Annotated in this window: 17 protein-coding genes; 12 read left to right on the top strand and 5 right to left on the bottom strand. The window is 62.2% G+C overall.

Annotated elements, in window-relative coordinates:
• Positions 1-4 precede the first annotated feature (4 nt).
• The 9 genes from Q0X85_RS15145 to dctP all read left to right on the top strand — a co-directional run bounded on the left by Q0X85_RS15145 (position 5) and on the right by dctP (position 6,767).
• Positions 5-247 (top strand): hypothetical protein, encoded by a 243-nt coding sequence (locus tag Q0X85_RS15145; RefSeq protein ID WP_297773265.1) that lies wholly within the window; start codon positions 5-7, stop codon positions 245-247.
• Positions 248-263: 16 nt separating this feature from the next.
• On the top strand, positions 264-866 hold the full coding sequence (locus Q0X85_RS15140; protein ID WP_297773264.1) for a hypothetical protein: 603 nt from the start codon (positions 264-266) through the stop codon (positions 864-866).
• 22 nt (positions 867-888) lie between these two features.
• Positions 889-1,194 (top strand): flagellar motor switch protein FliN, encoded by a 306-nt coding sequence (gene fliN / locus Q0X85_RS15135; protein WP_297773262.1) that lies wholly within the window; start codon positions 889-891, stop codon positions 1,192-1,194.
• 425 nt (positions 1,195-1,619) lie between these two features.
• Entirely contained in the window at positions 1,620-1,808 is a 189-nt protein-coding gene (locus tag Q0X85_RS15130) for a hypothetical protein (RefSeq protein ID WP_297773261.1), read from the top strand.
• A 70-nt stretch (positions 1,809-1,878) separates the two neighbouring features.
• Complete coding sequence (locus tag Q0X85_RS15125) at positions 1,879-2,094, top strand: LuxR C-terminal-related transcriptional regulator (RefSeq protein ID WP_297773260.1); 216 nt, start codon at positions 1,879-1,881, stop codon at positions 2,092-2,094.
• 124 nt (positions 2,095-2,218) lie between these two features.
• Positions 2,219-3,541, top strand: coding sequence for an AarF/ABC1/UbiB kinase family protein (locus Q0X85_RS15120; RefSeq protein WP_297773259.1), 1,323 nt, complete (start codon positions 2,219-2,221; stop codon positions 3,539-3,541).
• Between the two features lie 296 nt (positions 3,542-3,837).
• Positions 3,838-4,332, top strand: coding sequence for a TRAP transporter small permease subunit (locus tag Q0X85_RS15115; protein ID WP_297773258.1), 495 nt, complete (start codon positions 3,838-3,840; stop codon positions 4,330-4,332).
• The gene (locus Q0X85_RS15110) at positions 4,329-5,654 is read left to right on the top strand and encodes a TRAP transporter large permease subunit (RefSeq protein WP_297773257.1); all 1,326 of its coding nucleotides are present in this window, start codon (positions 4,329-4,331) and stop codon (positions 5,652-5,654) included. The genes Q0X85_RS15115 and Q0X85_RS15110 overlap by 4 nt, the downstream gene beginning before the upstream one ends.
• 27 nt (positions 5,655-5,681) lie before the next feature.
• A complete protein-coding gene (dctP, locus tag Q0X85_RS15105) occupies positions 5,682-6,767 on the top strand; it encodes a TRAP transporter substrate-binding protein DctP (RefSeq protein ID WP_297773256.1) in 1,086 nt (361 codons plus the stop codon).
• A gap of 118 nt (positions 6,768-6,885) precedes the next feature.
• Here the strand turns inward: dctP and Q0X85_RS15100 are convergent, their stop codons facing one another.
• From Q0X85_RS15100 to Q0X85_RS15090, 3 genes are read right to left on the bottom strand one after another with little or no spacing between them, the layout of a single operon-like run.
• Positions 6,886-8,208 carry an ammonium transporter gene (locus Q0X85_RS15100; protein WP_297773254.1) on the bottom strand — a complete coding sequence of 441 codons (1,323 nt, stop codon included), beginning with the start codon at positions 8,206-8,208 and terminating at the stop codon, positions 6,886-6,888.
• Positions 8,209-8,233: 25 nt separating this feature from the next.
• The gene (locus tag Q0X85_RS15095; RefSeq protein WP_297773253.1) at positions 8,234-8,572 is read right to left on the bottom strand and encodes a P-II family nitrogen regulator; all 339 of its coding nucleotides are present in this window, start codon (positions 8,570-8,572) and stop codon (positions 8,234-8,236) included.
• 25 nt (positions 8,573-8,597) lie between these two features.
• On the bottom strand, positions 8,598-8,969 hold the full coding sequence (locus Q0X85_RS15090) for a hypothetical protein (protein WP_297773252.1): 372 nt from the start codon (positions 8,967-8,969) through the stop codon (positions 8,598-8,600).
• An 85-nt stretch (positions 8,970-9,054) separates the two neighbouring features.
• Between Q0X85_RS15090 and Q0X85_RS15085 the strand changes: the two genes are divergently transcribed.
• Positions 9,055-10,980, top strand: coding sequence for a transglycosylase domain-containing protein (locus Q0X85_RS15085; protein ID WP_297773308.1), 1,926 nt, complete (start codon positions 9,055-9,057; stop codon positions 10,978-10,980).
• A gap of 136 nt (positions 10,981-11,116) precedes the next feature.
• Here Q0X85_RS15085 and Q0X85_RS15080 read toward each other — a convergent pair whose 3' ends face one another.
• Both Q0X85_RS15080 and Q0X85_RS15075 read right to left on the bottom strand, forming a co-directional pair.
• Positions 11,117-11,722 carry an ABC transporter substrate-binding protein gene (locus Q0X85_RS15080; RefSeq protein WP_297773251.1) on the bottom strand — a complete coding sequence of 202 codons (606 nt, stop codon included), beginning with the start codon at positions 11,720-11,722 and terminating at the stop codon, positions 11,117-11,119.
• Positions 11,712-12,533, bottom strand: coding sequence for a VacJ family lipoprotein (locus tag Q0X85_RS15075; protein WP_297773249.1), 822 nt, complete (start codon positions 12,531-12,533; stop codon positions 11,712-11,714). Before Q0X85_RS15075 ends, Q0X85_RS15080 begins: the two co-directional genes overlap by 11 nt.
• 219 nt (positions 12,534-12,752) lie before the next feature.
• Here Q0X85_RS15075 and Q0X85_RS15070 point away from each other — a divergent pair, with 219 nt between their 5' ends.
• Together Q0X85_RS15070 and Q0X85_RS15065 are read left to right on the top strand one after the other, a co-directional pair.
• Positions 12,753-14,444 (top strand): type I secretion system permease/ATPase, encoded by a 1,692-nt coding sequence (locus Q0X85_RS15070; protein ID WP_297773305.1) that lies wholly within the window; start codon positions 12,753-12,755, stop codon positions 14,442-14,444.
• Positions 14,441-15,748, top strand: coding sequence for an HlyD family type I secretion periplasmic adaptor subunit (locus Q0X85_RS15065; protein ID WP_297773247.1), 1,308 nt, complete (start codon positions 14,441-14,443; stop codon positions 15,746-15,748). The genes Q0X85_RS15070 and Q0X85_RS15065 overlap by 4 nt, the downstream gene beginning before the upstream one ends.
• The last annotated feature ends 41 nt before the right edge of the window (positions 15,749-15,789 follow it).

Here is a 15,789-nt window from a genome sequence, read left to right as displayed (position 1 = left end):
CCAGATGCGCTCACGCCCCCCCGCCATGGCCGAGGGTCAGCACCGGCTGGCCGACGCGCTCACCCGCGCAGGTCTGGACCTTGGCTCGCAATCCACCCGGTCGGCCAGCACCGGGCGCGATCCGGGCCAGTCCGGCCAGCCTGCCCCGGCCCCCCTGCCGGGCCAGAACCACAGCCCGATTACCGCGCGATTACCGATCCCGCACCGCCGCGCACCGCCACGCGCGCCACCACATCCGTCAATCTGATAGCCTGAGGTTTCCCATGTCCGACGCCGCCCTCCCTGATCTGCAAGGCCGCCCAAAGGGCCGATTGCTCAAGAAGCTGAGCCTCTTTCCCCTCGCTACAGCGCTCCTCGGCGGGGGCGGTTTCGGCGCTTGGCCCTACTATGCCGGCGAGCGGCTTTCGCCCTCGCAAGAGGTGCTGCGCCTCATCGAACAGGAAAGCGGCGAGACCGGCCCCAGGCGCATGGTCAAGGAAGAGCCTGAGACCACGGTGTTCGAAACGCAGTATTCCAAGTTTGCCGACGCACTGACGACCAATCTCAAAGGCTCGCGCCGCTTTCTTCAGGTCAGGGTTGGCATCTCCACGCAATATGACGCGACCGTCATCACCAATGTCGAGACCCACGCCATGGCGCTGCGCTCTGACATGCTCGCCGTGATCAGCGGCTTTGCAACCGCGCGGCGGGCGCAACCCACGGTGCCGCTCACGCATATCGTCGGTCTCAACCCGGCTCGGGTGGTGCAGGTGGATCTCGCACCGCGCCCACAGCTTCTGTTCGAGGGCACGGCACTTTTCGATGGCGAGTCGGGCGCGCAGGACGGGCGCGCGGCCCTCTCACTGACCCGCAAACTCGACGACTGACAGATTTCCCGGAGACAGGACCATGACCGAAGACACTCCCGACACCCCGCAACAGCCCGCACAGGCCGCCCCCGTCGACCTGGGCCTGCTGTCCAATGTCCGCGTCAGTATGACGGTCGAGGTGGGCCATACCCAGATCACCTTGCAAGACCTCTTGCACCTCAACGAAGGCTCGGTGGTAGAGCTTGACCGCATGGCGGGCGACCCGCTCGACACTCTCGTCAACGGCCCCCCCATCGCCAAGGGCGAAGTGGTCGTCGTGGGCGAGAAATTCGGCATTCGCTTCGGCGATATCGTCGATCCGAAACAGCGGATTGAGACGCTCTGACGCAGCCAAACCCGCTCCACAGGCATGGCACGAAACCTGCAGGGGATTGCGCAGCCATCCCTTGCAGAAGGCGTCTCACTCGTGGACCTGCTCACCCCTGACCGCATCCTGCCGCTCGCCGCCACACCGGAGGCGGACCGATGATCCGCGCCATGCTGCGCATCGGGGCCTCCGTGATCTCGGCCCCGCTCTTTGCCGCGCCCGGGACGCCGCGCCGGGGTGATGACGCTGCAAGTGCCCCCCTTGGCGCGCACTCTACTTCACTGGCGCCATCGGGCGCGAGATCCCCGAAACGTTCTCTAAGGCGGTCGCGGTGATCCTCGCGCATGTCTGGCGCCTCGAACAAGGGCGGCCCGAACCCCAAGTGGATCTGCCCGGCAACCTGCGGCTCCACGAACTCGGCCGCCCAAGCGACAGGACCTGACATGCCACGCAGACGCACCTCCACCGGCGAAATGATCTCGACGCTCTGCTTTCTGGGCGTGGGCCTGCAGTCGCTGGGCGAGGCCGCACTCGCCCCCCTGGTCCAAGCCTCGATCCCAATGCCTTGCGCGCTCGCCTGCCGGACCGGAGCAGCCCGCCGCCCAATCGCCCGGATGCTGCGTCGCGAATGAGCAGGGCTGTCGCGGCCTCATCCCCAAAACCATGCCGCTGCAATAATTCAACAGCGGGATTCAACTGATCATGTCGGGGCAGGTCTTCGTGCCCACGGGCGCGGCGCGGGGCAGCGGCGAGAAATCCGCTGGCGACGGCGCGGATCTGTCAGAAAAGGAACTGATCCTGCTACGTCTCGCGGCGGACGGGCTGACCAACAAGAAAATCGCCCGCGACATGGACGCCAGCGAAGTGACAGTGAAAATGCACATGCGCTCGATCTGCAAGAAACCCGGCGCGCGTTGATCTGAGACGAGAGCGACGCGGTCAAATCACTCTGCTACCGCGCCTGCGCGCCTTTCATCTCAATGCTGGCAATGCTGTGCGCCTGCTCCATCTTAGCGGCAGTACCCGGCGAAAGAGGTGTCGAATGTCGCACAGGGACCGCCCACAACAAAGCCATCCGGTGCCAGAGGGCCGGTTGGGCCGGATGCTTCGCTTTGGCGATATGACTTCCGGTATCTTCGGGGACATGCTCGCGCAGGGGGCCCGGCAAATGGCGCGCGGAGAGCGCCCCCGCCTGCCGGGGCTCCTGCTCACCCCCGAAACGGCGCGACGCGTCACCCGCGACCTTGGTCACATGCGGGGCGCCGCGATGAAGCTCGGGCAGATTCTCTCGATGGAAACCGGCCATATTCTGCCCCCCGAGATGACCACGGTCATGGCAACCCTGCGCGCAGATGCGCCGCACATGCCACCCAAGCAGCTGCAATCTGTGCTCAATGCCGCTTGGGGTGAAGGCTGGTACTCGCGCTTCGCCCGCTTCGATCTGCGCCCGTTCGCTGCCGCCTCGATCGGGCAGGTTCACCGCGCCAAGACCCATGACGGGCGCGATCTTGCGATCAAGGTGCAATATCCCGGTATACGCAACAGCATCGACAGCGATATCGACAATGTCGCCACCCTACTGCGGGTTCCGGGGCTGATCCCTCGCGACATGGACCTCACGCCACTGCTGAGGGATGCAAAGCAACAACTGCAGAACGAGGCCGATTATCACGCCGAAGCGCGGCACTTGCAGCATTTCAACGAATTGCTGCAGGCCTCAGATGTGTTTTGCCTGCCCAGGCTCGTTCCGGAGCTGAGCACAGCAGACGTGCTGGCCATGTCCTATGTCGAAAGCCAACCACTCGACGCCCTGTGCGACGCTCCGCAGGAGCTGCGAGATCACGTCGCAAAGCACCTCATCGAGTTGGTTCTACGCGAGCTCTTCACGTTCAATCTCATGCAGACCGATCCCAATCTTGCCAACTATCGCTACGATCCGGCGACGGGCCGCATTGCGCTGCTTGATTTCGGGGCCGCAATGGCCATCAGACCGGCCTTGGCAGAGGATTTCCGCGCCCTGCTCAACGCAGCGCTCGATGAAGACCCTGAACAGACACGCGCGGCAATGCTCAAGATCGGCTACTTCAGCACCACCACCGCCCCGAGGCATCAAGAGCTGATCCAGCGCCTCTTCGAGACGGCCATGGCCCCGCTGCGTCAGACCGCACCTTTCGATTTCGGCACATCGGATCTCGTGGAGCGGCTGCGCGATATGGGGCTCGCCATGGGGTCCGACCGCGAACTTAACCACGTTCCGCCGCCGGAAACCCTGTTCTTGCATCGCAAAATCGGAGGTATCTATCTCTTGGCGACCCGGTTGAAGGCACGCGTCGCACTGCGACCCATGCTCGAGTCCTTTCGTTGAAACACGGCCTCCTGTCAGGTTTGAAAACGCTTGTGACGATAGCGGCCGGCAGCAGACCGGGCTGCAACCGAGGGCGATTCCCTTCGCGATCATTCGCAGGCGTGCGTTTCACCAAGAGCGATCCAATCGAAGCCCTTTGACTCAGATTATTCAATTATATCAGTAATGTGAAATCTTTAGGCGATGCGCTTGAAGTCTTGTGCCAAACACGACTAGGTTGCGCTCATCGGGGATGGAGGCGCGCGGCATGACCGTGCAGCGCGCCAACTATCCAGCCTTTGGGGGGAGGAGCCGGCATGATAATCCGTGCGATCAACGGCCTGAACGAAGTGGTCGGACGAGTGATATCGGTCCTTGCCATCATTTTCGCCGCGATCATCATCTACGACGTTGTCCTGCGCTACGTGTTCAGCGAGCCGACGCGGTGGGCCTTCGACGTCTCGAAGCAACTCTTCGGCTTCTACTTCGTGCTGTTGGGTGGCTATGCCCTGCGTCACGGCGCGCATGTCCGCGTCGATATCCTGACCGAAAAGTTGGGGCGCGGCGGACAGCGGATCGCGGATCTCTTGGGCTACGCGATCTTCTTCTTCCCCTTCGCCTGGGTATTTCTCACCCGCTCCTGGGATTTTGCCTCGCGCTCCTGGGCGCAGGGTGAAGTCACCTATGGAGCCATTCAGATGCCGGTCTATCCGCTCAAGATGGCGATGTGCGTCGCCGCGGGGCTGTTGCTGCTACAGGGGCTCGCAGAAGTGCTGAAAATCGTCTTCGACCGGCAGGAGGCCTCTGAATGAACCCCGAACTGATTGCCGTCCTGATGTTCGGCCTGCTTTTGCTGGGCCTCTTTCTCGGGCATCCGCTGGCCTTCGTTCTGGGAGGCACCGCCGTGCTGACCGCGATCATCGCGGGCAAGCCGATGGTTCTGGGCATCGTGATCAACCGCATCTTTGGCGATGTGCTCGACAATTACACTCTGATCGCCATTCCGCTCTTTGTCCTGATGGCCCGATTTCTATCGGATTCGGGCGTAACCGACCGAATGTTCGAGACCCTGCGCCTGATGCTCAGTCAGGTGCGCGGCGGCCTTGCGCTCGCGGTGGTGTTCATCTCGATCCTGCTGGCGGCGACCACGGGCATCATCGGCGCGTCGATCACGGTGATGGGCGTGATGGCCCTCCGCCCGATGCTGCAATACGGCTACGCGCCGTCGCTCACAGCCGGGGTGATCGCGGCGTCGGGCTGTCTCGGCATCCTCATTCCGCCCTCGATCATGCTGATCCTGATGGCCAGCTATTCGCCGCTCTCGGTGGGCGAATTGTTCGCGGGCTCGATGATCCCCGGCGTGCTCTTGGGTCTCAGCTATGCGGTCTACGTGTACATCATCTCGGTGCTGCGCCCCGACCTCGCCCCGGCGGTGGAGCCGGATGAAAAGGTCGAGCGCGCCACCCTGATGCGGATGCTGGCGGTCGAGGCGCTGCCACCGCTGGTGCTGATCTTCGGCATTCTCGGCTCGCTGCTGGCGGGCATCGCCACCGCGACCGAGGCATCGGCGATAGGTGCCGCACTCGCCCTCCTGATCGTGATCGCGCGCGGGCGGTTTCAGATGGGCACCTTCTATGGCGCGATGCTCGAGACCGGGCGCACCTCGGCGATGATCCTGTTCATCGTGGTGGGGGCCACCGCATTCACGGGCGTGTTCAACATCACCGGTGGCCTGCGCGCCACGCAAGAACTGATCCGCACGCTCGACATGGAGCCGTGGATGCTGATCACCATGATGATGGCGATCGTGTTCATCCTGGGCGCGTTTCTGGACTGGACCGGGATCGTGCTGCTGTCCTTCCCGATCTTCCTGCCGATCATTCAGGAAATGCCCGACGTGAACCTCTTGTGGTTCGTCGTGCTGATGGCGGTCGTGCTGCAAACCTCGTTCCTGACACCGCCCTTCGGCTATGCGCTGTTTTATCTGCGGGCCATCGCGCCCAAGGATCTGCGCACCGGCTCAATCATCCGCGGCGTGCTGCCGTTCATCGCGCTGATTGTCGCGATGTGTGTACTCGTCGCGGCCTTTCCGGCGCTGGTCACCTGGCTGCCGGATGTCCTCTACACCAAGTAACCACCAACCATGGAGAAGGGAGATACCATGACCATCAAGGCATTCGTACTCGCGGCCGGGACCGCGACCGCGCTGGCCGGGCAGGCCACCGCGCAAGAGAACTGGACGATGACCACAACCTGGCCGTCCTCGCTTGAACTGATCGAGACCGACAAGCACTTTGTCGATCTGGCCAACAAGCTGACCCAAGGTGAGTTGACCATCGAATTCTTCGACGGCGGCTCGCTGGTGCCCTCGGGCGAAGTCTTTGGCGCGGTCGAATCGGGCACCATCCAGGCGGGGGCCGACTGGCCGGGCTACTGGGCCGGGCGCGACGCGGCCTTCTCGCCGCTGGCCACCACGCCAAGCCTGTTCAACGCCGTCGATTACGTGAACTGGATCCAGCAATGGGGCGGTGCCGACCTCTATAACGAGATCTACGGCAATTACGGCATGGTCTACCTGCCCTACGGCGTGACCAACAACGAATCAGGCTTCCGCACCAACGAGCCGATCCGCAATCTCGAAGACCTGCAAGGCAAGCGCCTGCGCCTCTCGGGGCTGGAGCAGGGCAAGCTCCTGGAACGTCTGGGTGGCAATCAGGTCTCCATGGCGGGTGGCGAAATCTACCAGTCGCTGGAGCGTGGCGTGATCGACGGGGCCGAGTTCTCGACCCCCAATGTCGACTGGTCGGGCGGCTTTCAGCAGGTCACCGAGTATTGGGCGACGCCGGGCTGGCACCAGTCCGCCTCGGTCTTTGGCGTGATGATCAACAAATCCGCATGGGACGCGCTCAGCGCCGAGACGCAGGAGAAACTGCAGATCGCCGCAGACGCAACGCTACTGTGGTCGCTCGCCTTCACCGAAAAGCGCGCGACCGAGGCCTATGCCAAGTTCGACGAGGCGGTCGAGATCAACCGCTATGACGACGAGACGCTGGCCAAGGTGCAAGAGATGGCCAACGAGGTGATCGTCGAGACCGCCTGCGAAAACCCCAACTCGGCCAAGGTATATCTGAGCATGGTCGAGTATCTCAACGACTACGCACAATGGCGCGATGCCTCGGCTCCGTTCAACCTCGGGCGCACGCCCAACGGGCCCGACGCCGCCGCCCTGCGCGACTGCGCAGAATAAACCCGATACGCCGCTACAACACGAAGAATGCCCGCCGGAACCGGCGGGCATTTTTATGTTCTCCAAGAAAAAGCCCGGGCGCGCACGCCCGGGCCATTGTTCCTGATCAGGCCGGGTCTCAGCCCTTGGAAAACTCGGGATAGGCCTCCATCCCCATTTCCGCCATGTCGAGCCCGTTGATCTCGGTCTCTTCGTCGACCCGCAAGCCCATGACCGCCTTGATGATGAACCAGAGCACGAGGCTGGCCACGAAGGTGAACACGCCATAGGCGATAATGCCCGTGAGCTGCGTGCCGATGCTCGCATCACCGTAGAAGATCACGGCGAGCGTGCCCCAAATACCCGCGAACAGGTGCACCGGGATCGCGCCGACCACATCGTCGATCTTGAACTTGTCCAGCAGCGGAACGGCAAAGACCACGATCACACCACCGACGGCACCGATCCAGAGCGCACCAAAGAGCGTGGGCGCCAGCGGTTCGGCGGTGATCGACACGAGGCCAGCCAGGGCACCGTTGAGGACCATCGTGAGGTCAGGCTTTTTGTACATCGCCTGCGTCAGGATGAGCGCGGTGACGGCACCTGCGGCTGCGGCCATGTTGGTGTTGGCAAAGATACGGCTCACGTCAGAGACATCCCCCACCGTGCCCATGGCCAGCTGCGAACCACCGTTGAAGCCGAACCAACCCAGCCACAGGATGAACGTCCCGAGAGTGGCAAGCGCGAGGTTCGAGCCCGGGATCGGGATGACCTTGCCGTCCTTGCTGTATTTGCCGATACGCGGGCCCAGCACGATGGCACCGGCCAGCGCGGCCCAGCCGCCGACGGAGTGCACGACAGTCGAGCCGGCAAAGTCGGAGAAGCCCGCCTCGGACAACCAGCCGCCGCCCCACTGCCAGGACCCCGAAATCGGGTAGAGCACACCGGTCAGCACGATCACGAAGACCAGGAACGGCCACAGCTTGATCCGCTCGGCCAGAGCACCCGACACGATCGAGGCTGTCGCGGCGACAAACACCAACTGGAAGAAGAAGTCCGAGCCGATTGACGCGTAGTCAAGCGCCGCGTCAGCAGCCGCCACCCCAACCGGGTCGAGCACGGTCGTCGAAAAGAATGGACCAACCCAACCGGCAACCATCCATCCATCACCGGGATACATCAGGTTGAAACCGATCAGCCAATACATGATCGCGGCAAAGGAATAGAGCGCGATGTTCTTCGTCATCTGCATGGTGACGTTCTTGGACCGCACAAGCCCGCCTTCGAGCATGGCAAAGCCGGCAGCCATGAAAAAGACAAGAAACCCGGCCATGCAGAACAGCAGAGTTGTCATGATGTACGGGCCGACCTCGTCAAAGCCCGGCGCCGCGTCCTGCGCGAGTGCCAGCTGCGGCAGCGCAATAAGCGGTGCGGCCAGCCAATATTTCAGCATGGAATTCATTTTGTCCGTCCTTTCCCCTGCGCGATCAAAGCGCGTCGTCATTGGTTTCGCCGGTGCGCACACGCACGGCCTGCTGGATGTCGAGCACGAAGATCTTGCCGTCACCGATCTTGCCCGTGCGGGCGGTCTTGGTGATGGTGTCGATCACCTGATCGGCCATACCGGCCGAGACCGCGACTTCGAGTTTGACTTTCGGCACGAAATTCACGGCGTACTCGGCCCCGCGATAGATTTCGGTATGGCCGGATTGAGAGCCGAAGCCCTTGATCTCGGTAACCATCATGCCGCGCACGCCGATTTCGGTCAGCGCCTCGCGGACCTCCTCCAGCTTGAACGGCTTTATCGTTGCAATGATGAGTTTCACGTCTGCCCCTTTCGGTTACGGTGTCTCAGCGCGTTGTTTGCACCCGCAGAAAAGTCTCTGAGCGCAGAGTCTGGAAGGGTGCGGACCGGATTTCGAAGATTTGACCCACCGGTATTGCATTATTTTTGGGCTGATTAATTTTATTGATTAATTTTTGTGCATTTTTGAAACCCATATGTGTGTCTGCCGGGTCTCTACTTTTGCAATCGAGCGTTATACACTGCGTCAAAGGCACAAGTCCGGGCAGGGCGAGCATGAGCAATACAGGACGAAAGAAACCACCTCTGGTGGCCCCGAAGCGCACGCGCAAGGCTCCGGCCAAATCTACGCGCAAACCAAAGGGCAAACCCAAGGCAAAGGCTGGCAGACGGCCAACGCGACGCAGCCGCTCGCGCAACCCTGTCGTGCGCTTTGTCGGCGCGATCCTGCGTTGGGTGATGCGGCTGCTCTGGGGTATCGGCTGGCGCATCACCGCGGTCGTGATGCTTATCGTGGGCATCGCCGTGGGCTATACCTACACCACCCTGCCCGATTACCAGACCCTGCTGGACGGGCGCGCCAAGGGGTCGGTGACACTCATCGACAGCGCCGGCGAGGTCTTTGCCTGGCGCGGCGATCAATTCGGCGGCGTCGTCACCGCCGAAACCGTCAGCCCGCACCTCAAGAACGCGGTGATCGCAACTGAGGACCGGCGCTATTACATGCACCCCGGCGTAGACCCGATCGGCATCGCGAGCGCGATCCGAATTAACCTGCGCGAGGGGCGCGGCCCACTCTCTGGCAACGGCGGCTCAACGATCACGCAACAAGCCGCAAAACTCCTGTGTTTCGGCACGGCCTATGACGAGTCCCAATGGGACAGCGAGGCAGAGTATATCGCGGATTGCCGCCGCACATCGCTCTGGCGCAAGGTCAAGGAAGCCGTCTACGCCCTCGCGATGGAGGCGAAATACACCAAGAATCAGATCCTGTCGGTCTATCTCAACCGGGCCTATCTGGGCGGCGGGGCGTATGGGGCCGAGGCTGCCGCGCAGCGGTATTTCGGAAAATCCGCCGCCAATCTCAACCCGGCCGAAGGCGCGATGATCGCGGGCCTTCTGACCGCGCCCTCCACGCTCGCCCCGACCGCCAACCTAGAGAGATCGCAAAATCGCGCCTCCGTGGTGGTCGGGTTGATGCGGCGCCAAGAGTATCTCAACGATCAGGAAGCGGCCATCGCTCTGGCCAATCCGGCAGAACTGTCAGAGGCCGCCGCGCGGCAGGCGGGCGGATATTTTGCCGATTGGGTCATGGCCTCGGGGCCCGAGTTCTTTACCCGTGACACCACCGAGGATGTCATCATCCGCACCACGCTGGATCAGCGGATTCAACGCGCCGCCGAAGAGGCACTCGCCTATATTTTCGATGAAAAGGTGCGTGACGGTTCCAAGGCGCAGGCCGCCATCGTGGTGATGTCTGCGGACGGTGCCGTGCGCGGCATGGTCGGCGGTCGCAAGACCAAGGTGATCGGGGCGTTCAACCGGGCCACACAGGCCAAGCGCCAGACCGGGTCGGCCTTCAAGCCCTTTGTCTACGGCACCGCGCTGGAACTGGGCTATTCCCATGATGCCACCGTCGTGGACGAGCCCTATTGCCTCGACATCCCCGGCTCAGGCCGCTGGTGCCCCGAGAACTACACCCGCGACTACAAGGGCCGCGTGACCCTGACACAGGCGCTTTCGCAATCGCTCAACATTCCGGCGGTCAAGATCTCCGAAAGTGTCGGGCGGGATCTTGTGCGCAAGGTCGCCAGCGATTTCGGTATCGAGAGCGATCTGGCCGATGGCCCCGCCCTCGCGCTTGGCGCATCCGAAAGCACCCTGATCGAGATGACAGGGGCCTATGCAGGCATCCTCAACGGCGGGTCATCGGTGACGCCCTATGGCCTTGTCGAGTTGAAACTTCTCGGCGAGTCGACCCCTTTGATGGGGACTGGCGGCGGCATCGGAGAGCGCGTGATCCAGGAAAACGCCGCGCGCGAATTGACCTATATGATGAGCCGCGTGATTGATGGCGGCACAGGCGGTCGCGCACGCCTGCCCAACCGCGAGGCGGCGGGCAAGACCGGGACAACGCAGGCCGCCCGAGATGCCTGGTTTCTTGGATTTACCGCCGATTATGTGGCGGGCGTCTGGATGGGCTACGATGACAACACCCCACTCACCGGCGTGACCGGCGGCGGGCTACCGGCTGAAATCTGGCAGGAAACCATGATCCGCGTGCACGAGGGGATGGAGCCCAAACCCCTGCCGATGCTGCGCCCCAAACCGCGGGCCGCTCAGGCAGAACCGGTGCCACAGCGTCGGACCCCCACCAACAATGGCAACCCGATCGAAAACATCCTGCGTGGCATTTTCGGCGGCAATTGAGCCGTCACACCGATATTGGGATCGCCTCAATGCGCGGATATGTTTGATATTTTTCTGCCCCGCGCGATGACAGCACGATGGCAAGGTCATGAAATCACGACGTGGCATAAGCCGCTCGCGCGCCCCGTGCCACAGATCAGCCCGCGCGCTTGAGATCCGCGATCAGCGCATTCACATCGCCATTTCGGCGGTCGAGCATCGCACCAATCTCGGTGCGTTCGCTCAAACGCAGGCTGATGCCCTCGATGATCATGTCGAAAAACAGATCCTTTCCCGAGCGGTCCGACACCAGAAAGCTCACCTCGAACGGCGATTGTCCGCGCAGATAGGCGGTCGATTTGACCTCGTGCCAGGACTTGACCTGCTTGACCGAATTGACCTCGATCCGCCCCCCCACGAACTCGTTGAACCGCTTGCCGTATTTCCGCGCGATATATCCGCGAAACGCTTCGGTGAAGGCACGCAGCTGTGCCGACGAGATCCGATTGGCATCTGCGCCGAGCGTCGAACGTGCAATGATGCTGACATCGGCATAGCGACTGAAAATACGTTCGAAATCCGCAATCATGCCGGACACCGGTTTACCCGAGGCGATGACCCGATTGATATTGCTTACAACCTCGTCCACCAGCGCCTTTGCACGCCGGTCATCAAGCGCCAATGCAGGGCGCGGCAATGCGGCAAGCCCGGTCAGGGCCAGCCCGGCAGTCAGAAACTGGCGGCGGAACATGTTACTCATCATAGGGGTCCTCCAACGTGGCGGATGTGGCCGGGGTGTCATAAGGATCGGCACTCGTGTCGTACGGATCATCATATACACTACCGGACGTGCCGCCGAGTTCAAAGCGGCGGTTTTGCAGGTAGATCGAACGTGACTGCGCATAACTATCGGCACTCTCGTATAGAATCGTGTCGATGGTTTCGCTGAACTTGTCCCGCTTGGACAGGCCCGCCGCCACGCCCGCACCGGTGCCGATCAGGCTCTCTGGCGACTCGAGCAGATAGCTCAGCGGATTGGTGAAGAGATCGACGGCAATGCCCCAGGTATCGCGCTCCGTGGACGGACCCAGGACCGGCAGCTCCACATATGCACCCTCGCGCGCGCCCCAAGCATGCAACGTCTGGCCGAAATCGGCATTGGTGCCGGCTGGCATGCCCATCTCGCTCGCCGGATCAAAGAGGCCGCCCAGCCCCACCGTGGTATTGACCACGAGGCGGGCAGTGTCCTCGATGGCCCCGCGCATGTTGAGCTGAAGCACGCTGTTCACGATATCGCTCGGCAGCGACAGATTGGTCGAGAACCTCACGATCAAGGTTTCGATATCATCGGGAATCGCCGAACTGTAGCCCTTGGCCGCCGGTCGAATGAGCGCCCGGTCAAAACCCCGGTTGAACTCGTGCACTTTACGATTCTGGTCCTCGTAGGGATCGAAGGCGTCCTGTGTCGGCATCGACGGGTCCGGGCGCGCACAGGCCGCAATCAGCATCACACCGGTGAGGGCAATCAGACGCAGGGCGGGCTTGCAAAAGTTTTTGTGGGTTGGCAGCAACAATCTAATATCCACAGGCTAAGAATGGCAAAGGGTTACATAATCGATCATGCCGGCAAACCCATCATCCTTCGCCTCGTCTTCACAATGCTGTGGCAGAATGGTGACATTGGCTGTTATGCAGGGTCAGAGCGTTTCGGCGTTGGTCTAACACATAAAACATGACGACAGGAATTACGATTGGATAAAGCAAGATTAGAGGCCGGACGCGAAGAATTGCGTATGGCGAGGCGCGAGAGCCGTGGACTGTATTGGTTCGTGGGCGTTTTCAGCTTCTTTGTAAACCTCCTGATGCTGACCGGGCCGATTTACATGCTTCAGGTCTATGACCGCGTCCTGAGCAGCCGCTCGGTTGAAACGCTGATCGCCTTGTCGGTTCTGGTCCTGTTTCTCTACTCGATGATGGGCCTTCTGGACTATGCGCGTGGTCGGGTCATGGGACGTGTCGGCGCGCGATTCCAAGCGCGGCTGGACAGGCGCGTTTTCGATGCGGTGATTCGCAAGGCCGCGGTGCAGCCTGACACCAACACCGCCACCGGGCTGCGCGACCTCGAATCGATCCAGCGCCTGATGACATCGCCGGTCCTGCTCGCCATCTTTGACATGCCATGGGCGCCGTTTTTTCTAGCTGCGATCTGGATCTTCCACCCTTGGTTGGGAATCCTCGCGCTGACAGGCGGGGCGATGCTGATCCTCATCACGGTCATCAACCAGATTTTCACCCGGCGACCCACTGGGCAGGCAAACGGCGCCAGCGTGCAGGCCGAAGAGATCTCCGACCAGCTGCGCAACGAGTCGGAAATGATTCAGGCCATGGGCATGCGCGACGCAGCCTTCGATCGCTGGCAACAGGTGCGCGGCCGCGCGCTCTCCACACAGATCGAATCGGCCGATCTCGGCGGCAGCTTCACGACCTCGGCCAAGGCGCTTCGGATGTTGTTGCAATCGGCAATGCTCGGGCTTGGGGCGCTCCTTGTGCTGCGCGGCGAGCTGACACCGGGCGCGATGATCGCGGGTTCCATCCTGCTGGGCCGCGCACTGGCCCCCATCGAGCAGGCGATTGGCCAATGGCCGTTGGTCCAACGCGCGATGAAGGGGTGGGACAGCCTCGCCGAACTCTTGGGCACGGTGCCGCCGGAACAGCCGCGCACACCCCTGCCCCGCCCCAAGGCGCGCCTGGAAATCCAGCAATTGACCGTCGTGCCCCCGGGCGAGAGCCAGGCCGTGCTCAAGACACTGAACTTCAAACTCGAACCTGGGCAGGCCGTGGGCGTCATCGGCCCATCCGGCGCGGGCAAGTCGACACTGGCACGCGCGATCACCGGGGTCTGGCGGCCTGCGGGCGGCAAGATCCGCCTCGACGGTGCCGCGCTCGACCAATATACCCCTTCCGTGCTCGGTCAGCTCATTGGCTATCTGCCGCAGCGCGTTCAGCTCTTCGATGGCACGATTGCCGAGAACATCTCGCGCCTCGCGGCAGAGCCGGATGCCGCCAAGATCGTCGAGGCCGCCAAGAAGGCAGATGCCCATGAGATGATTCTCAAGCTGCCCAACGGCTACGACACCAAGGTGACGGCCAGTGGGGGCCGCCTCTCGGGCGGGCAAATGCAGCGCATCGGGCTCGCACGGGCCATGTACGGCGACCCCGAGATCCTTGTGCTGGACGAGCCGAACTCCAACCTCGACAATGAGGGCAGCGAGGCGGTAAATGCCGCGATCCGCTCGTTCCGTGCCGCGGGCAAGGCGGTGGTCGTGGTGGCGCACCGCCCGGCGGCGATCAAGGATTGCGATTTGCTACTGATGCTCGAACACGGGTCGATGCGCGCCTTCGGGCCACGCGAAAAGGTGATGAAAGACGTGTTGCAAAACCATCAACAACTGGCCGCCGCCGGTGGCATGGGAGGTGTGCGATGACATCTCCCACCAGTGGCGCGTGGTCAGTCCGCAAGCCGATGATCATCGGTGTTCTCGGGCTTTTGCTCTTGGTTGGCGGTTTTGGGACCTGGGCCGTTTTCACGCAGATTTCCGGTGCGATTATCGCGCAGGGGCGTATCGAGGTCGATCAGAACCGTCAGGTCGTTCAGCACCCCGACGGTGGCGTCGTGACCGCCATCAAGGTCAAGGAAAGCGACAAGGTCGAGGTCGGCGAGGTGCTCGTGCGACTCGACCCCACCGAATTGCAGTCGCAATTGTCGATCATCGAGAACGAATTGGCCGAGTTGATGGCGCGCCGCGCGCGTCTTGAGGCAGAGCGCGACAAGGCAGACACGCTCAAATTCGACCCGCTCCTGATCGAACTTGCGGACCGCAACACCGATGCGGCCGAGCTCATGACAGGGCAGGAATCGCTGTTTCGGGCACGGCGCGAAACGGTCGCGGCGGAAATTGACCAGTTGCAAAAGCGCCGTGGCCAGACCACCAACCAGATCGAGGGAATAGAAGCCCAGCAAACCGCGCTGGCGCGGCAGCTTGAATTGATCGAACAGGAACTTGCTGACCAGCAATCCCTGCTCGACCGCGGCCTTGCACAAGCCACACGAGTGCTCAGCCTGCAACGTGAACAGGCCCGTCTGAGCGGATCGATGGGCGATCTGACGGCGCAAAAAGCCGAGGCGCAGGGCCGCATCACCGAGATCGACATCACCATTCTCAAGCTCGGGACGGACCGGCGCGAAGAGGCGATCACCACCCTGCGCGACCTGCAATACCGCGAGATCGAACTGCGCGAGCAACGCCGCGCGCTGATCGAGCAGATGAGCCGGCTGGACATCACCGCACCGGTGTCGGGCGTGGTCTACAATCTTCAGGTATTTTCGCTTGGCGCGGTGATCCGTCCGGCCGATCAGGTTCTCTTCATCGTGCCGCAGGATCGCCCCCTCGTCATCAACGCCCGCGTCGATACCATCCACGTCGACAAGCTCTTCGTCGGGCAGGAGGTCACATTGCGGTTTTCCGCGCTCGATCAACGCACGACGCCCGAACTCTTTGGGCGCGTGACGCAGGTCTCTGCCGACGCCTTCGAGGACGAGGCCACAGGCGCCAGCTACTACCGCGCCGAGGTGGTGCTGAGCGAGGGCGAACAAAAGCGACTACCCGAGGATGTCACGCTCATTCCGGGGATGCCCGTCGAGACGTTCATCCGTACCGCAGACCGTACACCGATCGCCTATCTGGTCAAACCATTCACCGATTATCTGGCCAAGGCGTTCCGCGAATGACCCAAATCGCGCAGGTAGCAGGAATTCGGATTTTATTCCTC

It is taken from the genome of uncultured Roseovarius sp. (genome assembly GCF_947259555.1).
Lineage (GTDB): Bacteria > Pseudomonadota > Alphaproteobacteria > Rhodobacterales > Rhodobacteraceae > Roseovarius.
The sequence above is the reverse complement of the archived record's forward strand: the minus strand, read 5'-3'. Positions and strand labels throughout refer to the sequence as shown.